This window comes from Pleionea sp. WD8-19 (genome assembly GCF_055326765.1).
On sequence record NZ_JBUZOU010000018.1, the window covers coordinates 90,134 to 111,555 of the forward strand.

General features: G+C 46.1%; 22 protein-coding genes and 1 tRNA gene. 16 read left to right on the top strand and 7 right to left on the bottom strand.

Annotated features, from left to right (window positions below; all coding sequences use genetic code 11):
* Nucleotides 1-4: 4 nt before the first annotated feature.
* From ACTUJY_RS17815 to ACTUJY_RS17845, 7 genes are all read right to left on the bottom strand, one after another.
* Nucleotides 5-1,021 carry an FAD:protein FMN transferase gene (locus tag ACTUJY_RS17815; RefSeq protein WP_463617480.1) on the bottom strand — a complete coding sequence of 339 codons (1,017 nt, stop codon included), beginning with the start codon at nucleotides 1,019-1,021 and terminating at the stop codon, nucleotides 5-7.
* A 138-nt stretch (nucleotides 1,022-1,159) separates the two neighbouring features.
* A complete protein-coding gene (gene nqrF, locus ACTUJY_RS17820) occupies nucleotides 1,160-2,386 on the bottom strand; it encodes an NADH:ubiquinone reductase (Na(+)-transporting) subunit F (RefSeq protein WP_463617481.1) in 1,227 nt (408 codons plus the stop codon).
* Between the two features lie 18 nt (nucleotides 2,387-2,404).
* The gene (gene nqrE / locus ACTUJY_RS17825) at nucleotides 2,405-3,013 is read right to left on the bottom strand and encodes an NADH:ubiquinone reductase (Na(+)-transporting) subunit E (RefSeq protein WP_463617482.1); all 609 of its coding nucleotides are present in this window, start codon (nucleotides 3,011-3,013) and stop codon (nucleotides 2,405-2,407) included.
* Nucleotides 3,013-3,645, bottom strand: a complete 633-nt coding sequence (locus tag ACTUJY_RS17830) for an NADH:ubiquinone reductase (Na(+)-transporting) subunit D (protein ID WP_463617483.1) — start codon at nucleotides 3,643-3,645, stop codon at nucleotides 3,013-3,015. Before ACTUJY_RS17830 ends, nqrE begins: the two co-directional genes overlap by 1 nt.
* Complete coding sequence (locus ACTUJY_RS17835; protein WP_463617484.1) at nucleotides 3,635-4,441, bottom strand: Na(+)-translocating NADH-quinone reductase subunit C; 807 nt, start codon at nucleotides 4,439-4,441, stop codon at nucleotides 3,635-3,637. Before ACTUJY_RS17835 ends, ACTUJY_RS17830 begins: the two co-directional genes overlap by 11 nt.
* Nucleotides 4,431-5,648, bottom strand: a complete 1,218-nt coding sequence (locus ACTUJY_RS17840) for an NADH:ubiquinone reductase (Na(+)-transporting) subunit B (protein WP_463617485.1) — start codon at nucleotides 5,646-5,648, stop codon at nucleotides 4,431-4,433. The genes ACTUJY_RS17835 and ACTUJY_RS17840 overlap by 11 nt, the downstream gene beginning before the upstream one ends.
* Nucleotides 5,648-6,991 (bottom strand): Na(+)-translocating NADH-quinone reductase subunit A, encoded by a 1,344-nt coding sequence (locus ACTUJY_RS17845; RefSeq protein WP_463617486.1) that lies wholly within the window; start codon nucleotides 6,989-6,991, stop codon nucleotides 5,648-5,650. Before ACTUJY_RS17845 ends, ACTUJY_RS17840 begins: the two co-directional genes overlap by 1 nt.
* Nucleotides 6,992-7,481: 490 nt before the next feature.
* Between ACTUJY_RS17845 and ACTUJY_RS17850 the strand changes: the two genes are divergently transcribed.
* From ACTUJY_RS17850 to nuoI, 16 genes are all read left to right on the top strand, one after another.
* On the top strand, nucleotides 7,482-7,994 hold the full coding sequence (locus ACTUJY_RS17850; protein ID WP_463617504.1) for a YfiR family protein: 513 nt from the start codon (nucleotides 7,482-7,484) through the stop codon (nucleotides 7,992-7,994).
* The gene (locus ACTUJY_RS17855) at nucleotides 7,994-10,084 is read left to right on the top strand and encodes an EAL domain-containing protein (RefSeq protein WP_463617487.1); all 2,091 of its coding nucleotides are present in this window, start codon (nucleotides 7,994-7,996) and stop codon (nucleotides 10,082-10,084) included. Before ACTUJY_RS17850 ends, ACTUJY_RS17855 begins: the two co-directional genes overlap by 1 nt.
* A gap of 225 nt (nucleotides 10,085-10,309) precedes the next feature.
* Nucleotides 10,310-11,062, top strand: a complete 753-nt coding sequence (gene tpiA, locus ACTUJY_RS17860; RefSeq protein WP_463617488.1) for a triose-phosphate isomerase — start codon at nucleotides 10,310-10,312, stop codon at nucleotides 11,060-11,062.
* Between the two features lie 5 nt (nucleotides 11,063-11,067).
* Nucleotides 11,068-11,526 (top strand): preprotein translocase subunit SecG, encoded by a 459-nt coding sequence (gene secG / locus ACTUJY_RS17865; protein ID WP_463617489.1) that lies wholly within the window; start codon nucleotides 11,068-11,070, stop codon nucleotides 11,524-11,526.
* A gap of 61 nt (nucleotides 11,527-11,587) precedes the next feature.
* Nucleotides 11,588-11,673, top strand: a tRNA-Leu gene (locus ACTUJY_RS17870).
* Between the two features lie 125 nt (nucleotides 11,674-11,798).
* Nucleotides 11,799-12,134 carry an MGMT family protein gene (locus ACTUJY_RS17875; RefSeq protein WP_463617490.1) on the top strand — a complete coding sequence of 112 codons (336 nt, stop codon included), beginning with the start codon at nucleotides 11,799-11,801 and terminating at the stop codon, nucleotides 12,132-12,134.
* A gap of 10 nt (nucleotides 12,135-12,144) precedes the next feature.
* Nucleotides 12,145-12,663 (top strand): retropepsin-like aspartic protease family protein, encoded by a 519-nt coding sequence (locus ACTUJY_RS17880; protein WP_463617491.1) that lies wholly within the window; start codon nucleotides 12,145-12,147, stop codon nucleotides 12,661-12,663.
* A 208-nt stretch (nucleotides 12,664-12,871) separates the two neighbouring features.
* Nucleotides 12,872-13,228 carry an NADH-quinone oxidoreductase subunit A gene (locus ACTUJY_RS17885; RefSeq protein ID WP_463617492.1) on the top strand — a complete coding sequence of 119 codons (357 nt, stop codon included), beginning with the start codon at nucleotides 12,872-12,874 and terminating at the stop codon, nucleotides 13,226-13,228.
* The gene (locus tag ACTUJY_RS17890; protein ID WP_463617493.1) at nucleotides 13,219-13,695 is read left to right on the top strand and encodes a NuoB/complex I 20 kDa subunit family protein; all 477 of its coding nucleotides are present in this window, start codon (nucleotides 13,219-13,221) and stop codon (nucleotides 13,693-13,695) included. The genes ACTUJY_RS17885 and ACTUJY_RS17890 overlap by 10 nt, the downstream gene beginning before the upstream one ends.
* Nucleotides 13,696-13,703: 8 nt before the next feature.
* Nucleotides 13,704-14,390: an NADH-quinone oxidoreductase subunit C gene (locus tag ACTUJY_RS17895; RefSeq protein WP_463617494.1), complete on the top strand. Its 687-nt coding sequence runs from the start codon at nucleotides 13,704-13,706 to the stop codon at nucleotides 14,388-14,390.
* Nucleotides 14,390-15,643, top strand: coding sequence for an NADH-quinone oxidoreductase subunit D (locus ACTUJY_RS17900; protein ID WP_463617495.1), 1,254 nt, complete (start codon nucleotides 14,390-14,392; stop codon nucleotides 15,641-15,643). Before ACTUJY_RS17895 ends, ACTUJY_RS17900 begins: the two co-directional genes overlap by 1 nt.
* Complete coding sequence (nuoE, locus tag ACTUJY_RS17905) at nucleotides 15,643-16,176, top strand: NADH-quinone oxidoreductase subunit NuoE (protein ID WP_463617496.1); 534 nt, start codon at nucleotides 15,643-15,645, stop codon at nucleotides 16,174-16,176. The genes ACTUJY_RS17900 and nuoE overlap by 1 nt, the downstream gene beginning before the upstream one ends.
* Nucleotides 16,166-17,452 carry an NADH-quinone oxidoreductase subunit NuoF gene (nuoF, locus tag ACTUJY_RS17910; RefSeq protein ID WP_463617497.1) on the top strand — a complete coding sequence of 429 codons (1,287 nt, stop codon included), beginning with the start codon at nucleotides 16,166-16,168 and terminating at the stop codon, nucleotides 17,450-17,452. The genes nuoE and nuoF overlap by 11 nt, the downstream gene beginning before the upstream one ends.
* A 23-nt stretch (nucleotides 17,453-17,475) precedes the next feature.
* Entirely contained in the window at nucleotides 17,476-19,704 is a 2,229-nt protein-coding gene (gene nuoG, locus ACTUJY_RS17915) for an NADH-quinone oxidoreductase subunit NuoG (protein WP_463617498.1), read from the top strand.
* Complete coding sequence (gene nuoH / locus ACTUJY_RS17920) at nucleotides 19,697-20,719, top strand: NADH-quinone oxidoreductase subunit NuoH (protein WP_463617499.1); 1,023 nt, start codon at nucleotides 19,697-19,699, stop codon at nucleotides 20,717-20,719. The genes nuoG and nuoH overlap by 8 nt, the downstream gene beginning before the upstream one ends.
* An 11-nt stretch (nucleotides 20,720-20,730) precedes the next feature.
* Nucleotides 20,731-21,225 carry an NADH-quinone oxidoreductase subunit NuoI gene (gene nuoI / locus ACTUJY_RS17925; protein WP_463617500.1) on the top strand — a complete coding sequence of 165 codons (495 nt, stop codon included), beginning with the start codon at nucleotides 20,731-20,733 and terminating at the stop codon, nucleotides 21,223-21,225.
* Nucleotides 21,226-21,422: the final 197 nt, after the last annotated feature.

Consider the following 21,422-nt stretch of genomic DNA (forward strand, 5'->3'; position numbering starts at 1 on the left):
CCTGTTACTGCGAAGCTTTTAAATAAGCTCGAAAAGGTTGACTATAAGTCTCTTTAAAACCCGAAGCGGTTTTAGTGATCATAAACACCGCTAAGTTATGCTTTTCAGCGAGCGCTATGCCTTGCTCTTCACCCAGTACCATAATGGCAGTTGCTATCGCATCGGCGGTCATGGTGGATGGGTGTATAACGGTAACCGACGCGAGTTTATGATTGATAGGGAGCCCGGTTATTGGATTGATCGTATGAGAGTAACGTTTCCCATCGCGTTCAAAGTAGTTGCGGTAATCTCCCGATGTTGCGACACCCATTATATCTGGATTGATTATTTTTTGCACCGTTCTTTGCCCTGTTTGCGGAGCTTCTATCGCAATCGACCAGGCTTGGCCGCGTGCGTTGACACCTTTTACTTTTACTTCGCCGCCAATCTCTACCAAGTAATGTTGAATACCGTATTTTTGCTCCGCCAGTTTTGCAATTTCATCGACGGCGTATCCTTTGGCGATGGCCGAAAGGTTAATGTAAAGGTTATCCGCACCTTTTTTGACACAATTTCGTGAAGTATCAATACGGCTTTTACCAAACGATAATTGTTTCAATCGTTCGGCGATTGCATCATCGGTTGGAATTTGATTTCCAGTCTCTTTTTTATCGAATCCCCACAGCTCGATTAGTGGACCTAGACCCGGATCAAATGCTCCACCCGATAATTGATAAATTGACATGGCTTCTGAAAGTACGGTCATCGTATCCATTGAAAGAGGAAAACAAATATCGGCTTTTGCACGGTTAAGCTGGTTGAGCTCTGAGTCTTCAAGATAGGTCGACATTCGTCGATTGATTTCTTCCAGTCGCTTTTCCACATCTCTATGCAACTCGGCAGTGCTCTTTGCTTCGGGCTTGAAGGTGATGTGGTAGCTGGTACCCATTGTTTGGCCTTGAAGTTTTTGATAATGATTATCCTGACAGGCAATCAAGAGCAAGAGTAGTGAAACGTAAAGAATAGATTTGAAGGTAGCCATTCGAAATCAAGACACGGAAAGTTGATAGGCGCTATTGTAACTGATTTTAGTCGGTGATCTTTGAATAAATCGATTTTCTTGCTAAAACAAACGCGAAAAAAAAGCGACTCGAAAGTCGCTTTTTAAGAGCTTAAGTGATTAACCACCAAAGTCATCGAGGAAGATGTTGTCGCGTTCAACACCCAAATCTTCCAACATTTTGATCACCGCAGCGTTCATCATCGGTGGTCCACACATGTAATACTCACAATCTTCCGGAGCTTTATGGTTTTTCAAATACTGCTCGTATAGTACTTCGTGGATAAAACCGGTTAAGCCATCCCAGTTGTCTTCCGGTAACGGATCCGACAATGCGGTATGCCATTCGAAGTTATCGTTTTCACGTGCCAGCATATCGAAATCTTCTACATAGAACATTTCACGTTTGCTACGAGCACCGTACCAGAAAGTGATTTTACGATTGGTTTTAATGCGACGCAGTTGATCAAAAATATGCGAGCGCATAGGTGCCATACCGGCGCCACCACCAATGAAAACCATTTCATTGTCAGTGTCTTTAGCAAAGAATTCACCGTAAGGGCCGGAAATAGTCACCTTGTCACCTTTTTTCAAGTTGAAGATGTAAGACGACATTTTACCGGGTGGTAAACTCCAATTATTGGGTGGCGGAGTAGCGATACGAACATTCAACATGATCATGCCTTTTTCTTCTGGGTAGTTGGCCATCGAATAAGCGCGAATGGTTTCTTCTTTTACCTCCGATACCAGATCCCAGATTTTGAAGCGATCCCAGTCCGGATGATACTCTTCGGCCACGTCCATATCTTTGTACTTGGAAACGTGAGGAGGGCATTCGATCTGGATGTATCCGCCGGCACGGAAAGGCACTTCTTCACCTTCTGGCAGCTTCAAACGCAGCTCTTTAATGAAGGTTGCAACGTTATCATTGGAGATAACTTCACATTCCCATTTCTTAGTTCCGAAAACTTCTTCCGGTAACTCCACCTTCATGTCTTGCTTAACAGCAACCTGACAGGATAATCGATAGCCTTCAGCCGCCTCACGCTTGGTGATGTGGCTTTCTTCCGTTGGAAGAATGGAGCCTCCGCCGTCTAAAACCTTACAACGGCATTGGCCACAGGTACCGCCGCCACCACAAGCGGAAGATACGAAAATACCACTGTCAGCCAAAGCACCGAGTAATTTGCCTCCTGCTTTTGTCGAAATGGATTTATTCGCATCGTCATTGATAGAAATGGCTACGTCACCACTGGCGACTAACTTTGATTTAGCAAATAAAATGATCAGTACTAGCGCAAGGACAACCCCGGTAAATACTGAGATGCCTAAAATAATCTCTTGCATGGGTAATTCCTTAAATGATTACAGTGAAACACCGGTGAAAGACATAAAGCCTAACGCCATCAGACCAACAGTAATGAAGGTAATGCCCAGGCCACGTAAACCCGCGGGCACATCACTGTATTTCATTTTTTCGCGAATACCTGCAAGCGCCACAATGGCTAACGCCCAGCCGAAACCGCTACCGATACCGTACACCACGGATTCACCAAATTGATAATCGCGTTCCACCATAAACAGAGTGCCTCCTAAAATGGCGCAGTTTACAGTAATGAGCGGAAGAAAGATCCCAAGCGCGTTATAAAGTGCCGGAAAAAACTTATCCAGAGTCATCTCCAGTATTTGCACCATCGCTGCGATTACACCGATGTAACAAATTAGGCCGAGAAAACTTAAGTCAACTTCACTCAAGCCTGCCCAACTCAATGCACCTTCTTTCAGCAAGTAGTTCACCAACAAATTGTTAATTGGGACGGTAATCGACTGCACAACGATTACAGCGACACCGAGTCCCATTGCGGTTTGAATTTTTTTGGAAACCGCAAGAAAAGTACACATTCCAAGGAACGCAGAGAGCGCCAGGTTTTCAACAAAGACGCTTTGAACAAATAAACTGATATACGCTTCCATTATGCTGCCTCCACCTGATTCTTCTTCCAGGTACGCAGTGCCCAGATTAAAAATCCAATCACAAAAAATGCGCTCGGTGGTAACACCAATAAGCCGTTGGTTTGATACCATCCGCCGTCTTTAACGGACTCAAGAATGGTGTAACCGAAAAGTGTGCCGCTACCGAAAAGTTCGCGGAAGAAGCCAACGGTTAATAATAAAGCCGAGTAACCGAGTCCGTTTCCAATACCGTCGATAAAGCTCATACCAGGACCGTTTTTCATGGCGTAAGCTTCGGCACGACCCATTACGATACAGTTGGTAATGATCAATCCGACGAATACCGAAAGCTCTTTGGCTACCTCATAGGCATAAGCTTTCAGAATCTGATCCACAACAATAACCAAAGAAGCGATGATGGTCATTTGAACAATAATTCGAATGCTGGAAGGGATATGGTTACGAATAAGACTGATCAGTAAATTAGAAAAAGCCACAACGGTGGTGAGTGCAATACTCATCACCAAGGCTTTATCCATTTTGCTGGTTATCGCTAACGCACTACAAATTCCCAGAACTTGCAATGCTATCGGATTATTATCAAAAATCGGCGTGGTCAGAGCCGACTTTGCTTCTGCTTTATCAAACGCCATGACTGCCTCCGACTTTTTGATTACGAATACGTGCTAGGAAAGGACCAAAACCGTCTTCACCCAACCAGTAAGCAAGTAAGTTTTCAACGCCTCGGCTGGTCATTGTGGCTCCGCTCAGCGCATCCACTTCGGTGTTTGTGCTGGCTCCAGTTTTAACCAGTTTTAAAACGGGTTGGTGATTACTGTTCAGAACTTGCTTGCCTTTCCATGTTGCTGTCCAGAGCGGATTGGTAATCTCTGCACCTAAACCTGCGGTTTCATTATGTTCGTAGAACTTAATGCCGGCAACGGTTGTAGTATCGGCTTCAAGCGCAATAAATCCGTGCAACGTTGAGAAAAGCCCGTAACCTTTAACCGGTAAAACAACAGATTTAAGTGCACGGTCTTGTTTCACCAAATATATTTTTGCCTGTTTTGCACGTCGCTTAATACTGGCAATGTCCTGTTCTTTGGTTAGAACGATGTTATTTTTTGGATTGTTGGCTTCTTTGCGTTGATCGAATTTAGCAACGTCAATTCCCTCAACGAACTCACCCGTGGCGATATCGATGATTTTGGTTTCAACATTATTTTTGAAGATCTGATCAAAATCGGCAATCTCGCCTTCTTCAACTAAGCCAGCTGCTAACAGGATACTTTTTTGTATATCCGCTGCTTTATTGGCTTGTTGATCTTCTTTCAAAACGACTGCAGCGCCTGACACCATCAGTGAGCACACTAAACAAAGTGATACGGCAACAATGATTGTTTTTACGAAAGAGTCATTATTTTTGGTTGGAGCATCGTTAGCTGACATGACGACGAACCCTCCGTTTGATATTAGCTTGAACCACAAAGTGATCGATGAATGGCGCGAACAAGTTGGCGAATAAAATGGCCAACATCATACCTTCTGGATAGGCAGGATTTACCACACGGATCAGAACGCACATAACACCTATCAAAGCACCAAAGTAAAATTTACCGGTATTGGTTAAAGATGCAGAAACTGGATCGGTTGCCATAAACACCATGCCGAAAGCAAAACCACCGGTAACCAGGTGCCAGTACCAAGGCATGGCAAACATACCGTTGCTGTCACTGCCAACACTGTTTAGCAGAAAGGATGTTGCAATCATACCGATCATTACACCGGCGACAATACGCCAGGAAGCAATCCGGAAATACATGAGTGCGACCCCGCCGATGAGTATCATCAGGGTAGAAACCTCACCAATCGAACCTGGGATAAAACCGTAAAAGGCATCCCACCAGGAAGCGTTCAGGCTGTAATCAAATGCACCGGGAGCAGCAGCTGCCATTTGAGCCAAAGGTGTTGCTCCGGAATAAGCATCGATTGCCGTCCAAACTTGCGTACCAGACATATCGGTCGGGTAAGCGAAAAACAAAAACGCTCGACCCGCTAAAGCCGGGTTTAAGAAGTTTTTACCGGTTCCGCCGAAAATTTCTTTGGCAACCACCACGCCAAAGCTGATGCCAAGGGCAACTTGCCATAAGGGTGTATTGGGCGGAACAATTAAAGCAAATAAAATAGAGGTAACAAAAAAACCTTCATTAATTTCATGCTTTCGAATGCTAGCAAACAGAACTTCCCAAAAACCACCGACAATAAAAGTAACGGCGTATATCGGTAAAAAGTACAACGCACCCAGGAACATGCTGCCGCCGATTGAGTCAGCATCGTAGCCAACACCAAACAGGCTCATGATACTGCCGCGCCAACCTTCGATTTCTGTCATGCCAACGCTTTGCATTGCCATGGTAGCTTGTGCGCCCAAATTGTACATGCCCCAAAACATGGCTGGAAAAGTACAAGCCCAAACAAAAATCATAATACGTTTTAAATCAACATTGTCGCGAACGTGCGATGTGTTGTTTGTGATATGACCTGGCGTATAAAAAATAGTGGTCACGGCTTCGTAAAGTGCGTACCACTTTTCGTACTTCCCACCTTTTTCAAAATGAGGTTCCAGGTGTTCAAAATAATTCTTCAGCTTTTTCATTACCCTTCCTTCTCAATGGTGGTGAGAACATCACGAAGAATCGGGCCGTACTCAAATTTGCCAGGGCAAACAAAAGTGGCTAATGCGAGATCTTCTTCATCGAGCTCTAGACAACCCAGTTGTTGAGCCGTATCGGTGTCTTTGGTAACCAGTGCTCTTAACAGTTGCGTCGCCAGAATATCCAACGGCATGACGCGCTCGTAGCTGCCAATAGGCATGATTGCGCGTTCACTACCACCGGTTGTGGTGGTGAAGTCAAATTTTTTGCCAGGGATCAGATGAGAAATAAAAGCACGGGTGACCGAAAACTTGTCAGATCCCGGCATGGCCCAGCCGAAAAATTCTTTTTCGCGACCTTCCGGCAATACGGTGATTTGGTTGTGGAATCGACCCAAATAAGCACGTGGTCCTGTCGCTGCGAAGCCACTGAATACCGAACCGGATAATCGACGAACATCACCGCCAGCAACTTCATCGACCAGTAGCTCTTTCAGGTTGGCACCTAGTCGCGTTTTTACCAGTCGCGGTTTTAATGCGCTAGGGCCACCTATGGCAACAATGCGATCGGTAAAGAGTTTCCCGGTAGTGAAAAGTTTGCCGAAAGCAATCACATCTTGATAGCCAATGTGCCAAACGGGATGTTGTGCACTGGCGCCGTGTAAAAAGTGAATATGTGTTCCTGGGAGCCCGGCAGGGTGTACGCCGTCGAACGTTTCCTGCTGAATTTGACCATTGCTATTGATTGAAAAATCAGCACTTGGTGCGCTGCATACGTAAACTTTGCCTTGAGTGAGGCGGCTTAACAAAGTCAAACCTAAGTTAAAGGCTTCATTATGTTCTTTAATAGCAATTGCCGGATCCGCACTGAGCGGATGGGTATCCATGGCGGTAACAAATATCGCATCTGGGGTTGACTCCAGAGCGGGAACTTTGCTGTAAGGGCGGGTTCTGAACGCTGTCCACAAACCCGATTTAGCTAGGTTATCAACCACTTGCTGCCTTGGCAGAGTGGATAATTCCTGATTGGAATATTTGTCGAAGGTAATCGATTCGTCACCGTTTATTTCGATGACAACCGATTGCAATTTACGCTTTGCTCCGCGATTAATTGCAACCACCTTACCGGCTGCGGGCGCGGTGTAAACCACACCTTCGGTTTTCTTATCGGAAAACAGAGGTTGCCCGCAAGCTACTTGATCACCTTCTTCGACTAACATCGTCGGTTTCATGCCGACATAATCATCACCCAGAACAGCGACATGTCGAACGGCATTACCGTCTTTCACTGCTTGTTCCGGGGTTCCCGTAATTGGGAGATCCAGACCTTTCTTGATTTTAATCATACGCTTGCGCCGAACTCGTTAACATAGAGGAAGTTAAAACGAATACTATAGTCCATCATCCCCGGACCTGCCGGGATACAAGACGTACCAAGCCCGGCCTTGCTACGATTGCGTATCAAAACCTACGGCCAGAAACGAGAAAATTGAACTATAAGAACTCCTGAAACAGGGGTAGCCCGTTTCAGGGCGCGGTATTATACTGCTTTTGATTAAGTGATCGCCAGTTTCCACACTTATTTAGTGGAAATTCTTTCTGGGCAGTGGTTTGACAGGGGGCAAATAACTGCCAAACTATACAGTACTGGTAGCTACCGCCTGCAATTGATTGTATTTTAAGCAGAATTGCGCTAATCCCCCAGATTGTCGCAAGAAGCAAAGTATTGGCCATCCGATCAATAAAACGGCAGTTTCAACATCGGTTTTTAGGAATAGAGCGTGCTGAGTGTATAAAGTTGTAAAACGGATCGTCTCAGGAATATTGATATTGTCAGTGGGGGTCGGCTTCGCACGCGAAACCGAAGAGCGCGTTCGTTCAACTATTCTGGCTCGGCTACCTGGTTTAATCTATTGGGCTAAAGACTCCGATTTTAACAAAGTGGGAACTCAGTACCGACTTTGTATTTATCGTGATCGTGACTATTACAATTTCGTCAAAGATTTTCTTAAGGATAAAACAGTCAAGGGTACCAAAATTCAATACCGTTTCACCCGCGATATCGAAGATTTAAGTGCCTGTCATGTGTCCTATGTTGGGCAAATTTCAAAAGCTGATATAGAAAAAATTCTCGACCTAAACATTATTAAAGATTCCATTTTTGTGGCTTCCAGTGAATACAGCGCTGAAATGGGATTGCACATACGTCTTTATGTCGGTGAAGCAAAAACGGTAGATATTGAGGTTAACCAGGATGCTTTTGTTGAAAATGGTAGCGAATTACAAGTTAATTTCTTAAAGCACGCGAAAAAAGTTTATGGGAGCAATCGCAACGGGGGCAAGCTCTGATGCGATGGAACGCTTCAATCCGCTCTAAATTAACACTGACCATTGCTGGCATTTCCATGCTCACTATCAGTCTCGGCTTCGTGGTCGTGTCCATCAGCTTTTACCAGAATATGAAAGAGTCGTTACAAAATGATGCCGTAGCGCAGGCACAGTGGTTAGCAACGGAAAGTGTCATCTATATTAATCTCAGCAGCCCTGGGCAGGCGCAGAATGATTTGTTAGAAAAAGTATCATTAAGTACACGCCACAGCGTAGCTATTTTTGAAGGACAGGGCAGTATCTTTACACAGTTTGAAAATGGTGCGGGTTATATTTCCACAACGGACTATCAAAAAGAAGAAGGTATTGTTTGGGATGGCGATTGGCTGCATATTTACCAACCCATTACCGACTCTTTAAACGATCAACTGGGTACTTTGTATTTGCGAGTTTCAACTGAGCCGGTTAAAGCCAAATTACGTTCTTTTATTTTAACCTTGCTGTTTTTATTGATAGTGATGGTGGCCTTGTCTTATTTATTAGCGCGGGCCATGCAAAAGTATATATCCCAACCCATTCTAAATTTGGAAAGCATCAGCCATCAAGTAAGCACCAGTCAGAATTATTCGTTACGTGTCCCCGTTGTTACTCATGATGAAATTGGCAAGTTGTCTCGCACTTTTAATGACATGTTAGAGACCATCGAGCGCCGACAACGCGAGCGAGATGCGGCAGAAGAAGCTTTGCAATTAAATAAACGACGACTTGAGCGGGCAGTAAAAGATTTACAGTATCTTGCTAATTACGACTCGTTGACTCAGTTACCTAATCGTGCGCTTTGTATGGATCGCATACGTTACGCATTAAAGCGTGCAGCGCGCACGCGAACCTTCGCTGCCGTGCTGTTTCTCGATCTGGATCACTTTAAAGACGTCAATGATTCGCTTGGTCATGCGGTGGGCGATGAGCTGTTAAAAGCCGCCAGTACCCGGCTAAGGGAACTGCTGCGCGAAGAAGATACCTTGGCGCGTCTGGGCGGCGATGAGTTTGTTATTATTCTCAACGAAGTGGAAGACACGGAAGACATTATTACCGTCGTTGAAAAGATCGTTGATAACTTTAACCTGCACTTTAACTTATCGAGTTATGTGGTGAATTCCACTGTCAGTGTCGGTGTTTGCGTGTATCCCAATGATGGCAACGATGTTGATGAATTGATGAAAGCTGCTGATGCGGCCATGTATAAAGCTAAGGAAGTCGGACGCAATACCTACGCATTTTACGAGTCGGAAATGAACGAAATGGCTTTGCGACGTCACCGAATCGCAAACGATTTACGCGGCGCTATCGATCGGGGTGAACTTAGCCTGGTGTATCAGCCACAAGTGGATCTCGCGCGTGGTAAGGTGGTTGGAGCTGAAGCGTTGTTGCGCTGGACGCACGCCGATTTAGGGTTTGTGTCGCCCGGTGAGTTTGTTCCAATCGCGGAAAGTACTGGGTTGATCAAACAAATTGGTATTTGGGTGATCGACAGTGCTTGTGCCGAAGCTGGAAAGTGGCGCCGTGAGTGCGGCGACGATATCAAGGTTGCGGTAAATCTATCGGCACTGCAATTTCGACAACCCGATCTACCCGAATCCATCGCCATGTTGCTAAAAAAACACAACTTGCCACCGAACGCTCTGGAGCTGGAAATTACGGAAAGCATGTTGATGCGCGATGTTGAGCAAGCCATAAAAACTCTGCAGCGAATGAAACGCATGGGGTTACAAATTGCCATAGATGACTTTGGAACAGGTTATTCATCATTAAGTTATTTAAGACGTTTTCCACTTGATTCATTAAAAATTGATCGTACCTTTATTGATGAAGTGTGCATGGACCCTGACGATACCGCGATCACACTGGCCATTATTTCTATGGCCAAAAGCCTACGTCTTAAAGTAGTAGCCGAAGGTGTAGAAACGGTACAACAGTGGGACTTTTTGGCTGATCATAATTGTGATGAAGTACAGGGTTACCTGATCAGTAAAGGGATACCCAGTAATGAATTTCTGGCGTTTTTGCGCAGTTTCAGTTCCGATAAAATCGCTGCTAACAGTGGTTCCTGAGGCGATCTCAGCTTTTGAACCTTCCATCAATCCTCGGTGCTTCCTAACTTGGAGTAACAACGCCTGAATTGGCAGTTAATTGCTGTTTTTGTTCGCTTTGCTCGATGTTTCGCCACATCCAGTCTGGGTTTGTGTCGCTAAATTGGTTAAAAGTACGCATTCTGCTTGTATCAATGAGCGGTCTTGTGTAACATTTGCGCCCGCTTCAGGATGTGGGGAAATGTGATGGGTCGTCAGCCAATTGTTGCCGGTAACTGGAAAATGAACGGTACCCGTTCGAGTATCAGGCAGCTGATGCAGTCCTTAACAGAGCACCCGTTAAATGACCTGAAATGCGAAGTCATTGTTTGCCCTCCCGCGTTGTATTTGGCACAAGTTCAAGAGCTGGCCAAAGGCGAGTTAAAAGTAGGTGCGCAAACGGTAAGTGAATATTCGCAGGGCGCGTACACTGGCGAAATTGCGGTTGACATGTTAGCCGATCTTCAGTGTCAGTTTGCAATTGTTGGCCATTCGGAACGACGGCAATTGTTCTCTGAAAGTAACGAGCAGGTAGCCAAAAAAGTTGCCGCTCTCATTGCTGGTGGCGTAACTCCCATATTGTGTGTGGGAGAAACCTTGTCAGAGCGAGAAAGTGGTGACACGTTACAGGTGGTAGAGCAACAATTGCAGGCGGTTGTGACGCTTTGTGGCATTAACGCTTTCGCACAGTTAGTGGTGGCTTATGAGCCGGTTTGGGCAATAGGCACTGGAAAAACGGCGACTCCGAGTCAAGCACAAGACGTTCATGCTGCGATACGGGGCTGGTTAGCGCAACAAAGTGCTGAAGTTGCAGCAGGTGTAAGAATTTTATATGGCGGCAGTGTCAAAGCAGACAATGCGGCCGAATTATTTGCTCAGCAAGATATCGACGGTGGCTTGATTGGTGGAGCATCGCTGATCGCTGAGGACTTTTATCAGATTTGTCAATCTGCAGGTTAAAAGACATGCAAGAAATATTATTAATTGTATTCTTAGTTGTTGCTTTGGCTTTGGTCGGCGTTATTTTGCTGCAACAAGGCAAGGGAGCTGGCATGGGTGCCTCTTTTGGTGCAGGTGCCTCTGGGACTGTTTTTGGGGCTCCTGGTTCCAGCAACGTGTTAACGAAAATTACTACCGTTTTGGCGATTATCTTTTTCGCGATCGCGTTGGCGCTGGGGTATCTTTCTGGCAAAGACGGTGCGGTTGAAAAAGACATCTTTGACCAAGCCGTGGAGCAGCAGCAAACTGAAACGCTCGAAGTTGCGACGGATAGCGATATTCCGGCTGAAAATAAAGCGCCTTCTCAAGTTGAGGAAAGCGATATTCCTAGCGAAGAAAAACCTCCGGTAGTCGAAAGAAAAGCGGAACCTGCTGACTCATCTGAAAAAAAGCCAGAGTCGAAGAAAGACAATAACGAACAATAAATTGTCATACGTCGGTTTTACGCAAGGTTTTGCTCCGACCATATTTTGAAAAACGTTTTATGCCCAGGTGGTGGAATTGGTAGACACGCTATCTTGAGGGGGTAGTGGCCGTAGGCCGTGCCGGTTCAAGTCCGGCCCTGGGCACCATATTGCAAACCCGGCTATATGTCGGGTTTTTCTTTATTGCATGTCTATCTTTCCTTCATGATCCATTACAATCCCAGCCAGCTTAAGGTTTAAAGTTTCGTCTTAACAATTTGAGCATTATGGAGATGAGTAAACAACAACGCATCATAAGTACTTTGCGCTGTTTGCCCGCGGGTAAAGTGGCAAGTTATGGCCAGTTAGCGGACTTGGCTGGACTTCCGGGGAGAGCGCGACTGGTGGGTAAGGTTCTTCGAGAAGCTCCTGACTCGTTAAATTTACCTTGGCACCGCGTGATACGTGCGAATGGTGCACTGGCGTTTTCTTCTGGCTCACAACAGGCTGAAAAGCAAATCAACTTGCTGGCCGAAGAAGGTGTTGAAGTGATCTGTAACAAAGTGGATATGTCCCGCTATGGTTGGCAACCTTCATTAGCTGATATATTGTTTCAACTGGATCATTAATTTAAAGTCTATGTCGCAAACTGACCTCACTGGCCAAATAGGTAAAAAGTTCTGGGTGATCACCTGGATTATCGGATTAGGGTTACTGACTCTAATATTCGGTGATTTGCTGGAACAGCAACAAAACCCCAACCGTTCACCCCAATCAATGAAAAATGCTGACTTTACGGAAGTGATCTTGGAGCGCAATAAATACGGGCATTACGTGGTCAGTGGGACTATCAATTCTGTTCCGGTCGTTTTTATGCTTGATACTGGAGCGTCACATGTTGCAGTACCGAAAAATGTAGCTCGAGCAATCGGGTTACCACAAGGGCGCGAGTTTCAAACACTGACTGCTAATGGTATCGGTACGAGCTACGCAACTGAAATCGACCAACTCAACATCGGCAATATTTCATTACAGGGTATTAGAGGCGGCATCACCGAAAATATGCCAGGAGAGCAGGTGTTGTTAGGTATGAGCGCACTGAAGCACATTGAGTTTACGCAACGCGGAAACCAATTGATTTTACGTCAATACCACTGATGTAACCTTCTCTATTTCGATTTAAGCCATTCCCTTTTTGGCATAACCTGCGAATTTTAATCACCTTTACTTTTCACTCCTAACAAAAGTGTGTAGACTCAATTGCAGTGCTAAGTTATTGAAGAAAAAAAAGTTCTTGAATTAAAAACCGAGTTTACAAAGCTGTGATCTGCAACTAATCTTAAACCAAAAAAGAGCGGGAAACAGAATGTTAGAGAATTACCTGCCCATCTTAGTTTTTATTACTATGGGATTAGGCCTCGGCCTTGGCCTTGAGCTTGTCGGTTTTATTCTCGGTAAACACAACCCTGATGAGGCCAAAAACGCCCCCTTCGAATGCGGATTCGATGCCTTTGAAGACACCCGCATGAAGTTTGATGTCCGATTTTACCTGGTTGCCATTCTTTTTATTATTTTCGATCTTGAAATTGCCTTCCTGTTTCCGTGGGCCGTAGTGTTTAACGAACTGGGGTGGTTTGGCGTGATCACCATGGCGGTATTTTTACTGTTGCTGGTTGTCGGCTTTATTTACGAGTGGAAAAAAGGAGCTTTGGAATGGGAGTAGCAGCCGACAAAGGCTTTTTCGTCACTTCCGCCGATAGCCTAATCAATTGGGCGCGTACCGGTAGCATGTGGCCGGTCACTTTTGGACTGGCTTGTTGTGCGGTTGAAATGATGCAGGCCGGTGCGTCACGTTACGATTTGGATCGTTTCGGTATTGTGTTTCGGCCTTCTCCTCGTCAGTCCGATGTCATGATCGTGGCCGGAACGTTAACCAATAAAATGGCCCCCGCCATTCGCCGAGTATATGACCAGATGCCAGAGCCTCGTTGGGTGATTTCCATGGGGTCCTGTGCTAACGGTGGCGGTTATTATCATTATTCTTATTCCGTGGTGCGAGGGTGTGATCGCATCATTCCTGTGGACATTTACGTGCCGGGATGTCCTCCGACTGCTGAAGCGTTGGTTTACGGCATTATTCAACTGCAGAACAAAATAAAACGAACGAATACAATTGCACGAAACGTGTAGGAGTCGCAGTGACATCAACCTCGATGCAACAATGGACCCAGTGGCTGAAAAAACAGCTGGGCGGGCAGATTGCGGATTGCCACTTTGAAAAGGGTGAAACCACCATCGAAGTGGAGCCAGAACTGTTGATTGCCGTGGCACGAAGACTTCGTGATGAAGACGGTTTTCATTTTGAGCAGTTAATTGATTTATGCGGTGTTGATTATTTGGCTTATGGCAGTACCGAGTGGGAGGTGGACCAGGCGTCAAGCGGTGGCTTTTCGCGCGCGGTTGAAGCGATGCAGGATGCTGATGTGCATTGGACCAAACCCCGGTTTGCCGTGGTGTACCACCTACTGTCGCTCACCAATAATCGACGCTTGCGAATGCGTTGTTTCGTTCCTGAAAAAACAATGATGGTCCCTTCGCTAACCGGTGTTTGGGCCAGTGCCAACTGGTATGAACGCGAAGCCTTTGATCTGTATGGGATTCGCTTTGAAGATCACGACGATTTGCGTCGCATACTTACCGATTACGGTTTTGTCGGCCATCCATTTCGCAAAGATTTCCCTCTCATTGGTCATGTTGAAATGCGTTATGACGCGACTGAAAAACGCTGCTTGTATGAGCCCGTTTCTATAGAGCCTCGCATTTTGGTACCCAAAGTTATCCGCCATGACTCGCGCTATCAGTTGGATCAAGAGGAGCAAAGCTGATGGCCGAGATCCGCAATTACACGATGAATTTTGGTCCTCAACATCCGGCGGCACATGGCGTATTACGACTGGTTCTGGAGCTGGATGGAGAAGTCATCCAACGTGCCGATCCGCACATTGGCTTGTTACATAGAGCGACCGAAAAACTTGCGGAAAGTAAACCTTATAACCAAAGCATCGGCTATATGGATCGGCTCGACTATGTCTCGATGATGTGTAACGAGCACAGCTATGTTTTGGCCATTGAAAAATTACTGGATTTAAAAGTACCGAAACGTGCCCAGTACATACGCGTATTGTTTTCTGAAGTCACGCGAATTTTGAACCACTTAATGTGGTTAGGTGCACACGGTCTCGATATTGGCGCCATGACGATGTTTCTCTACTGTTTTCGCGATCGTGAACCCTTAATGGATGCTTATGAAGCGGTATCCGGATCGCGTATGCACGCCACGTATTTTCGTCCTGGAGGCGTGTACCGCGATTTACCAGAATCCATGCCGCAATATGAGTCGTCGCGCTGGCGCAGTCAAAAGGATACGGATGCATTAAACGAAGCACGACAAGGCGGCCTATTGGATTTTCTTTGGGACTTTACGGAATCTTTTCCGTCGCATATTGACGATTACGAAACTCTGCTTACTGAAAACCGTATCTGGAAGCAACGAACGGTCGGCATTGGTGTGGTATCGCCTGAGCGTGCTTATCAGCTTGGCTTTACTGGGCCGATGCTACGTGGGTCTGGCGTTGCATGGGACTTACGTAAAACACAGCCTTACGAAGTGTACGATAAAATGGATTTTGACATTCCTATTGGCAAAAATGGCGATTGTTACGATCGGTATCTGGTGCGTGTGGAAGAAATGCGACAGTCTAACCGAATCATCCGGCAGTGTATTGAATGGTTGCGTAACAACTCAGGACCAGTGATTGCTGATAATTACAAGGTAGTGCCACCAAGCCGCGAAGCCATGAAGGACGATATGGAAGCCCTGATCCATCACTTTAAGTTGTTTACTGAAGGGTTTTGTGTTCCGGAAGGCGAGGTTTATGCGGCGGTTGAACATCCGAAAGGAGAATTCGGCATTTATTTAATTTCAGATGGTGCCAATAAACCCTACCGAGTGAAAATTCGAGCACCGGGTTTTGCCCATCTGGCTGCGATGGACGAAGTCGTGCGCGGACACATGCTGGCCGATGTAGTGGCTGTCATTGGCACCATGGATATCGTATTTGGGGAGATCGACCGCTAATGACCACCATCGATACCAATCGTTTAACCCAACTGGTTTCCGCCGATGCCATTAAAGAAATTGAGCATTGGCGCACCAAATACCCTGCTGATCGTAAACGCCCACCAATCATAGCCGCACTCAAAGTGGTGCAAGAACACCATGATAATTGGCTCAACGAAGAACTGATGGACGCGGTGGCGGACTATCTCGACGTGCCACGAATGGCGGTGTACGAAGTGGCAACTTTTTACACCATGTTTCATTTACAACCGGTAGGCGAGCATGTGATTTCCGTATGCACAAACTTGTCTTGCATGATGTGTGGCTCCAAGCAGATCGTCGATCATCTGGAAAAACGTTTGGGTATCAAATTAGGTGAAACAACGGCAGACGGTAAGTTCACCTTAAAAGAAGTGGAGTGTATGGCTGCCTGTGGCGGCGCGCCCATGCTGGAAGTACAAAAAATTTTTTACGAAAACTTGACGCCGCAAAAAGTGGATCAAATTCTCGATCAACTGACAGAAAGTCGGGAGGTGGCCAGTGGCGAATGAAGTTTGCTTTCGAACGTTGCATTTCGATACCCCCTGGTCGCTCGAGAATTATCGTAGTGTTGGTGGATATCAACAATGGGAAACGATACTGAAAAATAAAACACCGGCTAACGACATCATTGAGCAGTTAAAGTTGTCTGCGTTACGCGGTCGTGGCGGCGCTGGATTTCCTACCGGATTAAAGTGGAGCTTTATGCCGCGTGGTATGCCAGGACAAAAGTATGTGGTGTGTAACTCCGATGAAGGTGAACCAGGTACTTTTAAAGATCGCGACATCATGCGCTTTAATCCGCACCAATTGATTGAAGGTATGGCGATTGCTGGCTACGTGATGACAGCGACCGTGGGCTACAACTATATGCGCGGTGAATTTTACGAGCCTTTTGAGCGAATGGAGCAGGCGTTAAAAGAAGCTTACGATGCCGGTTATCTTGGCGAGAATATTCTCGGCACTGGTGTGAATTTCGATCTATACAATCATCTCGGCGCTGGAGCGTACATTTGTGGCGAAGAGACCGCACTCATTGAGTCGCTCGAAGGTAAGAAAGGTCAGCCGCGCTTTAAACCTCCGTTTCCAGCGAACTATGGTGTTTTTGGTCGTCCGACGAATGTTAATAACACCGAAAGTTATGCCTCGGTGCCGCCGATTTTACAGCACGGCGGGCAGTGGTTTCTCGATTTGGGCATTCCCAATAACGGTGGCACCAAAATTTTTTCTGTGTCCGGCCATGTTGCGAAGCCGGGAAATTACGAAATAGGGTTGGGAACGCCTTTTAAAGATCTTCTGAAACTGTGTGGCGGCATGCGCAGTGAGCGTGAATTAAAAGCGGTGATCCCTGGCGGCTCATCATCACCGATTTTACCGGCCGATGTGATGATGGAATTAACCATGGATTATGATGCCATCGGTAAAGCGGGCTCCATGCTGGGATCGGGTGCTGTCATGGTGATTGAAGAGGGGACTTGCATGGTGGAATTGGCGGCTCGCACTGCGCATTTTTATTACGAAGAGTCTTGTGGTCAATGCACGCCCTGCCGAGAAGGGACCGGTTGGATGTCGCGAGTGATCCATCGCATTCTTGAAGGCAAGGGGCATATGGACGATCTCGATAAACTGGCCGATATATCGAAAAATATTATGGGGCGCACCATTTGTGCATTAGGTGATGCTGCAGCCATGCCGGTGGGCGGCTTTTTAAAACATTTTAAACACGAATTTGAACACAAGATCCGTACTGGACGCCGTTGGGTAGATGACCACCAACAAGCGGCTTAAGAGAACAACCGACTGGAATTATCATGGGCATAGTTCATCTTGAAATCGACGGAGTACCCTTAGAAGCCGAAACCGGCTCCATGATCATTGAAGTGGCCGATCGAGCTGGAATGCATATTCCGCGGTTTTGTTATCACAAAAAGCTGTCTGTGGCGGCCAATTGCCGCATGTGTTTAGTAGACGTTACCAACTTACCCAAAGCCGTACCGGCTTGCGCTACACCCGTAGCCGAAGGCATGAAGATCCTTACGCGTTCAACCAAAGCACTGATTGCACAAAAGTCAGTAATGGAATTTTTGCTGATCAATCATCCACTGGATTGCCCAATCTGTGATCAGGGGGGAGAATGCGAATTGCAAGATCTAGCCGTAGGTTACGGTAACGATGTGTCGCGTTTTACTGAAGGAAAACGCGTTGTAAAAGACAAAGATATAGGCCCTTTGATTGAAACCGACATGACGCGTTGCATTCATTGCACTCGATGCGTTCGCTTTGGTACCGAAGTTGTGGGTATTCGCGAACTGGGTTCTGTGGGACGTGGCGAGCATATGGAGATCAGTACTTATGTTGAGCACAGTGTGGGCTCGGAGGTTTCGGGTAATATCATCGATCTTTGTCCGGTAGGCGCTCTGACGGCTAAACCGTCGCGCTACAAAGCACGGGCATGGGAAATGCAATCGACTCCTTCGGTAGCACCACACGATTGTTTGGGAACCAATGTCGACATTCATCATCGACGCGGAGAAGTGATCCGAGTCGTTCCGCGTGAAAACGAAGCGATTAACGAAGTTTGGATTACTGATCGTGATCGTTTTTCTTATCAATCTTTAAATGAAAGTAAGCGATTACTTGAACCAAAAATAAAACGTAATGGGCAGTGGCAAAACTGCGATTGGCAAACTGCTTTAGAGCATGTTGCGGGGCAGTTACAGCAGATATCAAGTAAGCAGGGTGCGGATCGTATAGGAGCCCTAATGTCACCTTCCTGCACCATGGAAGAGTGTTTTCTTGCTCAAAAACTGATGCGCGGCCTGGGCAGCAACAACATTGATCACAGGCTAAGACAGGTTGATTTTTCGACTCAACACGATGATCCCCTCTACCCAGATGTTGAATTTGACTTTGAATCGTTGGAAGAAATGGATGCCACTCTCTTGGTAGGGGCTGATCTAAGACGTGAGCAGCCTTTGTTGGCTTTACGGCTAAGAAAGTCGACACGTTTTGGCAAAGTGATGTCGATCAATTGCAGCCATACCGATGACAACTTCAAGGTTTCAAACCGTTTGGTGGTGCCACCGCAGCAACTCTTAGAACAATTACAAGGTATTGCGGCATCATTAATTCAACAGGCTAAAGAGCCTGTCAGCGCTGAAATCAGTGAGTTGTTTGCTGCGATAGAGCCAACACCAGAGCAATTAGCGATTGCCAGTGAAATGCGAATTCACGATAACGCTTGCTTGATCGTTGGGCAGACTGCTTTGGAGCACTCACACAGTGGTCACTTGCGTTGGTTAGCGCGTTTGATCGCAGATTTGTCCAAATGTCACTACGGCGAACTTACACACGGTGCCAATACAGCTGGAGCGCATATTGCGGGTGCCTTGCCTCACCGGATGGCTGCTGGTGTTGAAAGCGACATTTGTGGCTGGAATACGCAACAAATGTTGCAAAAAGGATTGGATGCTTATGTCTTGGTAAACACTGAACCGGAACTCGATTCCAGCTATCGTGATGCCGCACGTGTGTCGTTATTGAAAGCTTCGTTTGTCGTAATGCTTACGCCATTTGCTGAAGGTGAATTTATAGATTACGCGGATGTCTTGTTACCGATAGCCGCATTCAGTGAAACGTCCGGTACTTTTGTCAATGCCATGGGACAGTGGCAGAGTTTTACGGCCGCAGTAAAAGCCAAGGGCGAAGCGCGGCCAGCGTGGAAAGTATTGCGAGTATTAGGGAATTTATTGGAGTTAAAAGATTTCGAATACACGTCTTCGTTGGATGTGAAAAAACAGGTGCAATATAAGTTTGAAAGCATATCGGAAGCACGTGTCGGCCATCGGCACACACCAGAGCAATTGGAAACTGGCGGTGAACTGCCGCGACCGTTAGCGATTTATGATATCGATCCGTTAACCCGACGAGCAACCGCTTTGCAACAGTCTCCACTTGGCCAGGCAAACTGGCGTATAGAGCAAATTGCGAATTTATGCCGAACAACTCCAGAACTCATCCAGGAGACGGCTGATGCTTGAGTGGCTGAACACGTTATTCGAGATCCTGTTTAAAATCGGCATGATTCTGATGCCTTTGATATTAGCTGTGGCGTATACCACTTACGCTGAACGTAAAATCATTGGTTACATGCAATTACGATTGGGACCGAATCGCGTTGGCCCAAAAGGTTGGCTGCAACCTTTTGCTGATGTTATCAAGTTGGCGATGAAAGAAATTGTATTACCAACGGGTGCCAGTAAAGCTTTGTTTATTCTCGGTCCCATTTTGTTTATTGGTCCATCATTTGCGGCTTGGGCTGTGATCCCTTTTGATGCCGATGTTGTCCTTTCAGATATCGACGTGGGATTACTTTACGTGTTGGCAATGACCTCTATCGGAGTGTACGGCATCATCATTGCAGGATGGGCCTCGAATTCAAAATACGCGTTTCTTGGCGCTTTACGATCAGCATCGCAGGTGGTGTCTTACGAAATTGCGATGGGATTTGCCTTGGTGGGCGTGTTGATGTGTTCAGGTAGCATGAACTTGGGCGATATTGTGTTAAAACAATCGGGTGGCGTTTTTCAATGGTTTTGGTTGCCTTTACTTCCTTTGTTGGTGGTTTATTGGATTTCTGGGGTTGCTGAAACCAATCGTGCGCCGTTCGATTTACCCGAAGGTGAATCGGAAATTGTGGCCGGCTTTCATGTGGAATACGCTGGAATGGCTTTTGCGCTCTTTTTCCTTGCGGAATACGCCAACATGATCTTGATCTCGGTACTGACCGCATTAATGTTTTTTGGTGGTTGGTTGTCACCTTTTGAAGGGGTGCCTTATCTCGAAGCATGGACCAACTGGATCCCTGGGACCTTTTGGTTACTACTAAAAGCTTCGCTGTTTTTGTTTGGTATGTTGTGGCTGCGAGCGACCTTTCCTCGCTATCGATACGATCAAATTATGCGACTTGGCTGGAAAGTATTTATACCGGTCACAATTGTTTGGATTGCTGTGCTAGCGGTATGGATAAAACTGCAATGGTGGCCGTTTAACTGACAAGGTACATTATGGCGCTGGGACTAAAACGTTTTATTGATACTTTTTTTCTTACCGAGTTGGTGAAAGGCTTGCGAGTAACTGGCCGTCACCTATGGAAGAAAAAGGTGACGGTGCAATTTCCGGAAGAAAAAACTCCGCAGTCGCCGCGCTTTCGAGGACTGCATGCGTTGCGTCGTTATCCTAATGGTGAAGAACGCTGTATTGCTTGTAAGCTTTGCGAAGCGGTTTGCCCGGCTTTAGCAATTACGATTGAAGCTGGTCCACGACAAAGTGATGGTACACGCCGTACAACCAAATACGAAATCGATTTGTTCAAATGCATTTATTGCGGCTTTTGTGAAGAATCTTGTCCGGTGGATTCGATAGTGGAAACTCGGGTTTTAGATTACCACTTTGAAAAGCGTGGCGAGCATATTATGACGAAGGCCAAACTGTTAGCCATTGGCGATAAACTGGAAGCGCAGATTGCCGCGGATCGTACTGCTGATGCGAAATATCGATAAGCACTAAGCACTAAGCACTAAGCACTAAGTAATAAGAAAATCAGAAATAAAGTTGACATAGTGGTTAGTCCAAAACAATCTTTTTAGAACTTAGAACTTAGAACTTAGAACTTAGAACTTAGAACTTAGAACTTAGAACTTAGAACTTAGAACTTAGAACTTAGAACTTAGAACTTAGAACTTAGAACTTAGAACTT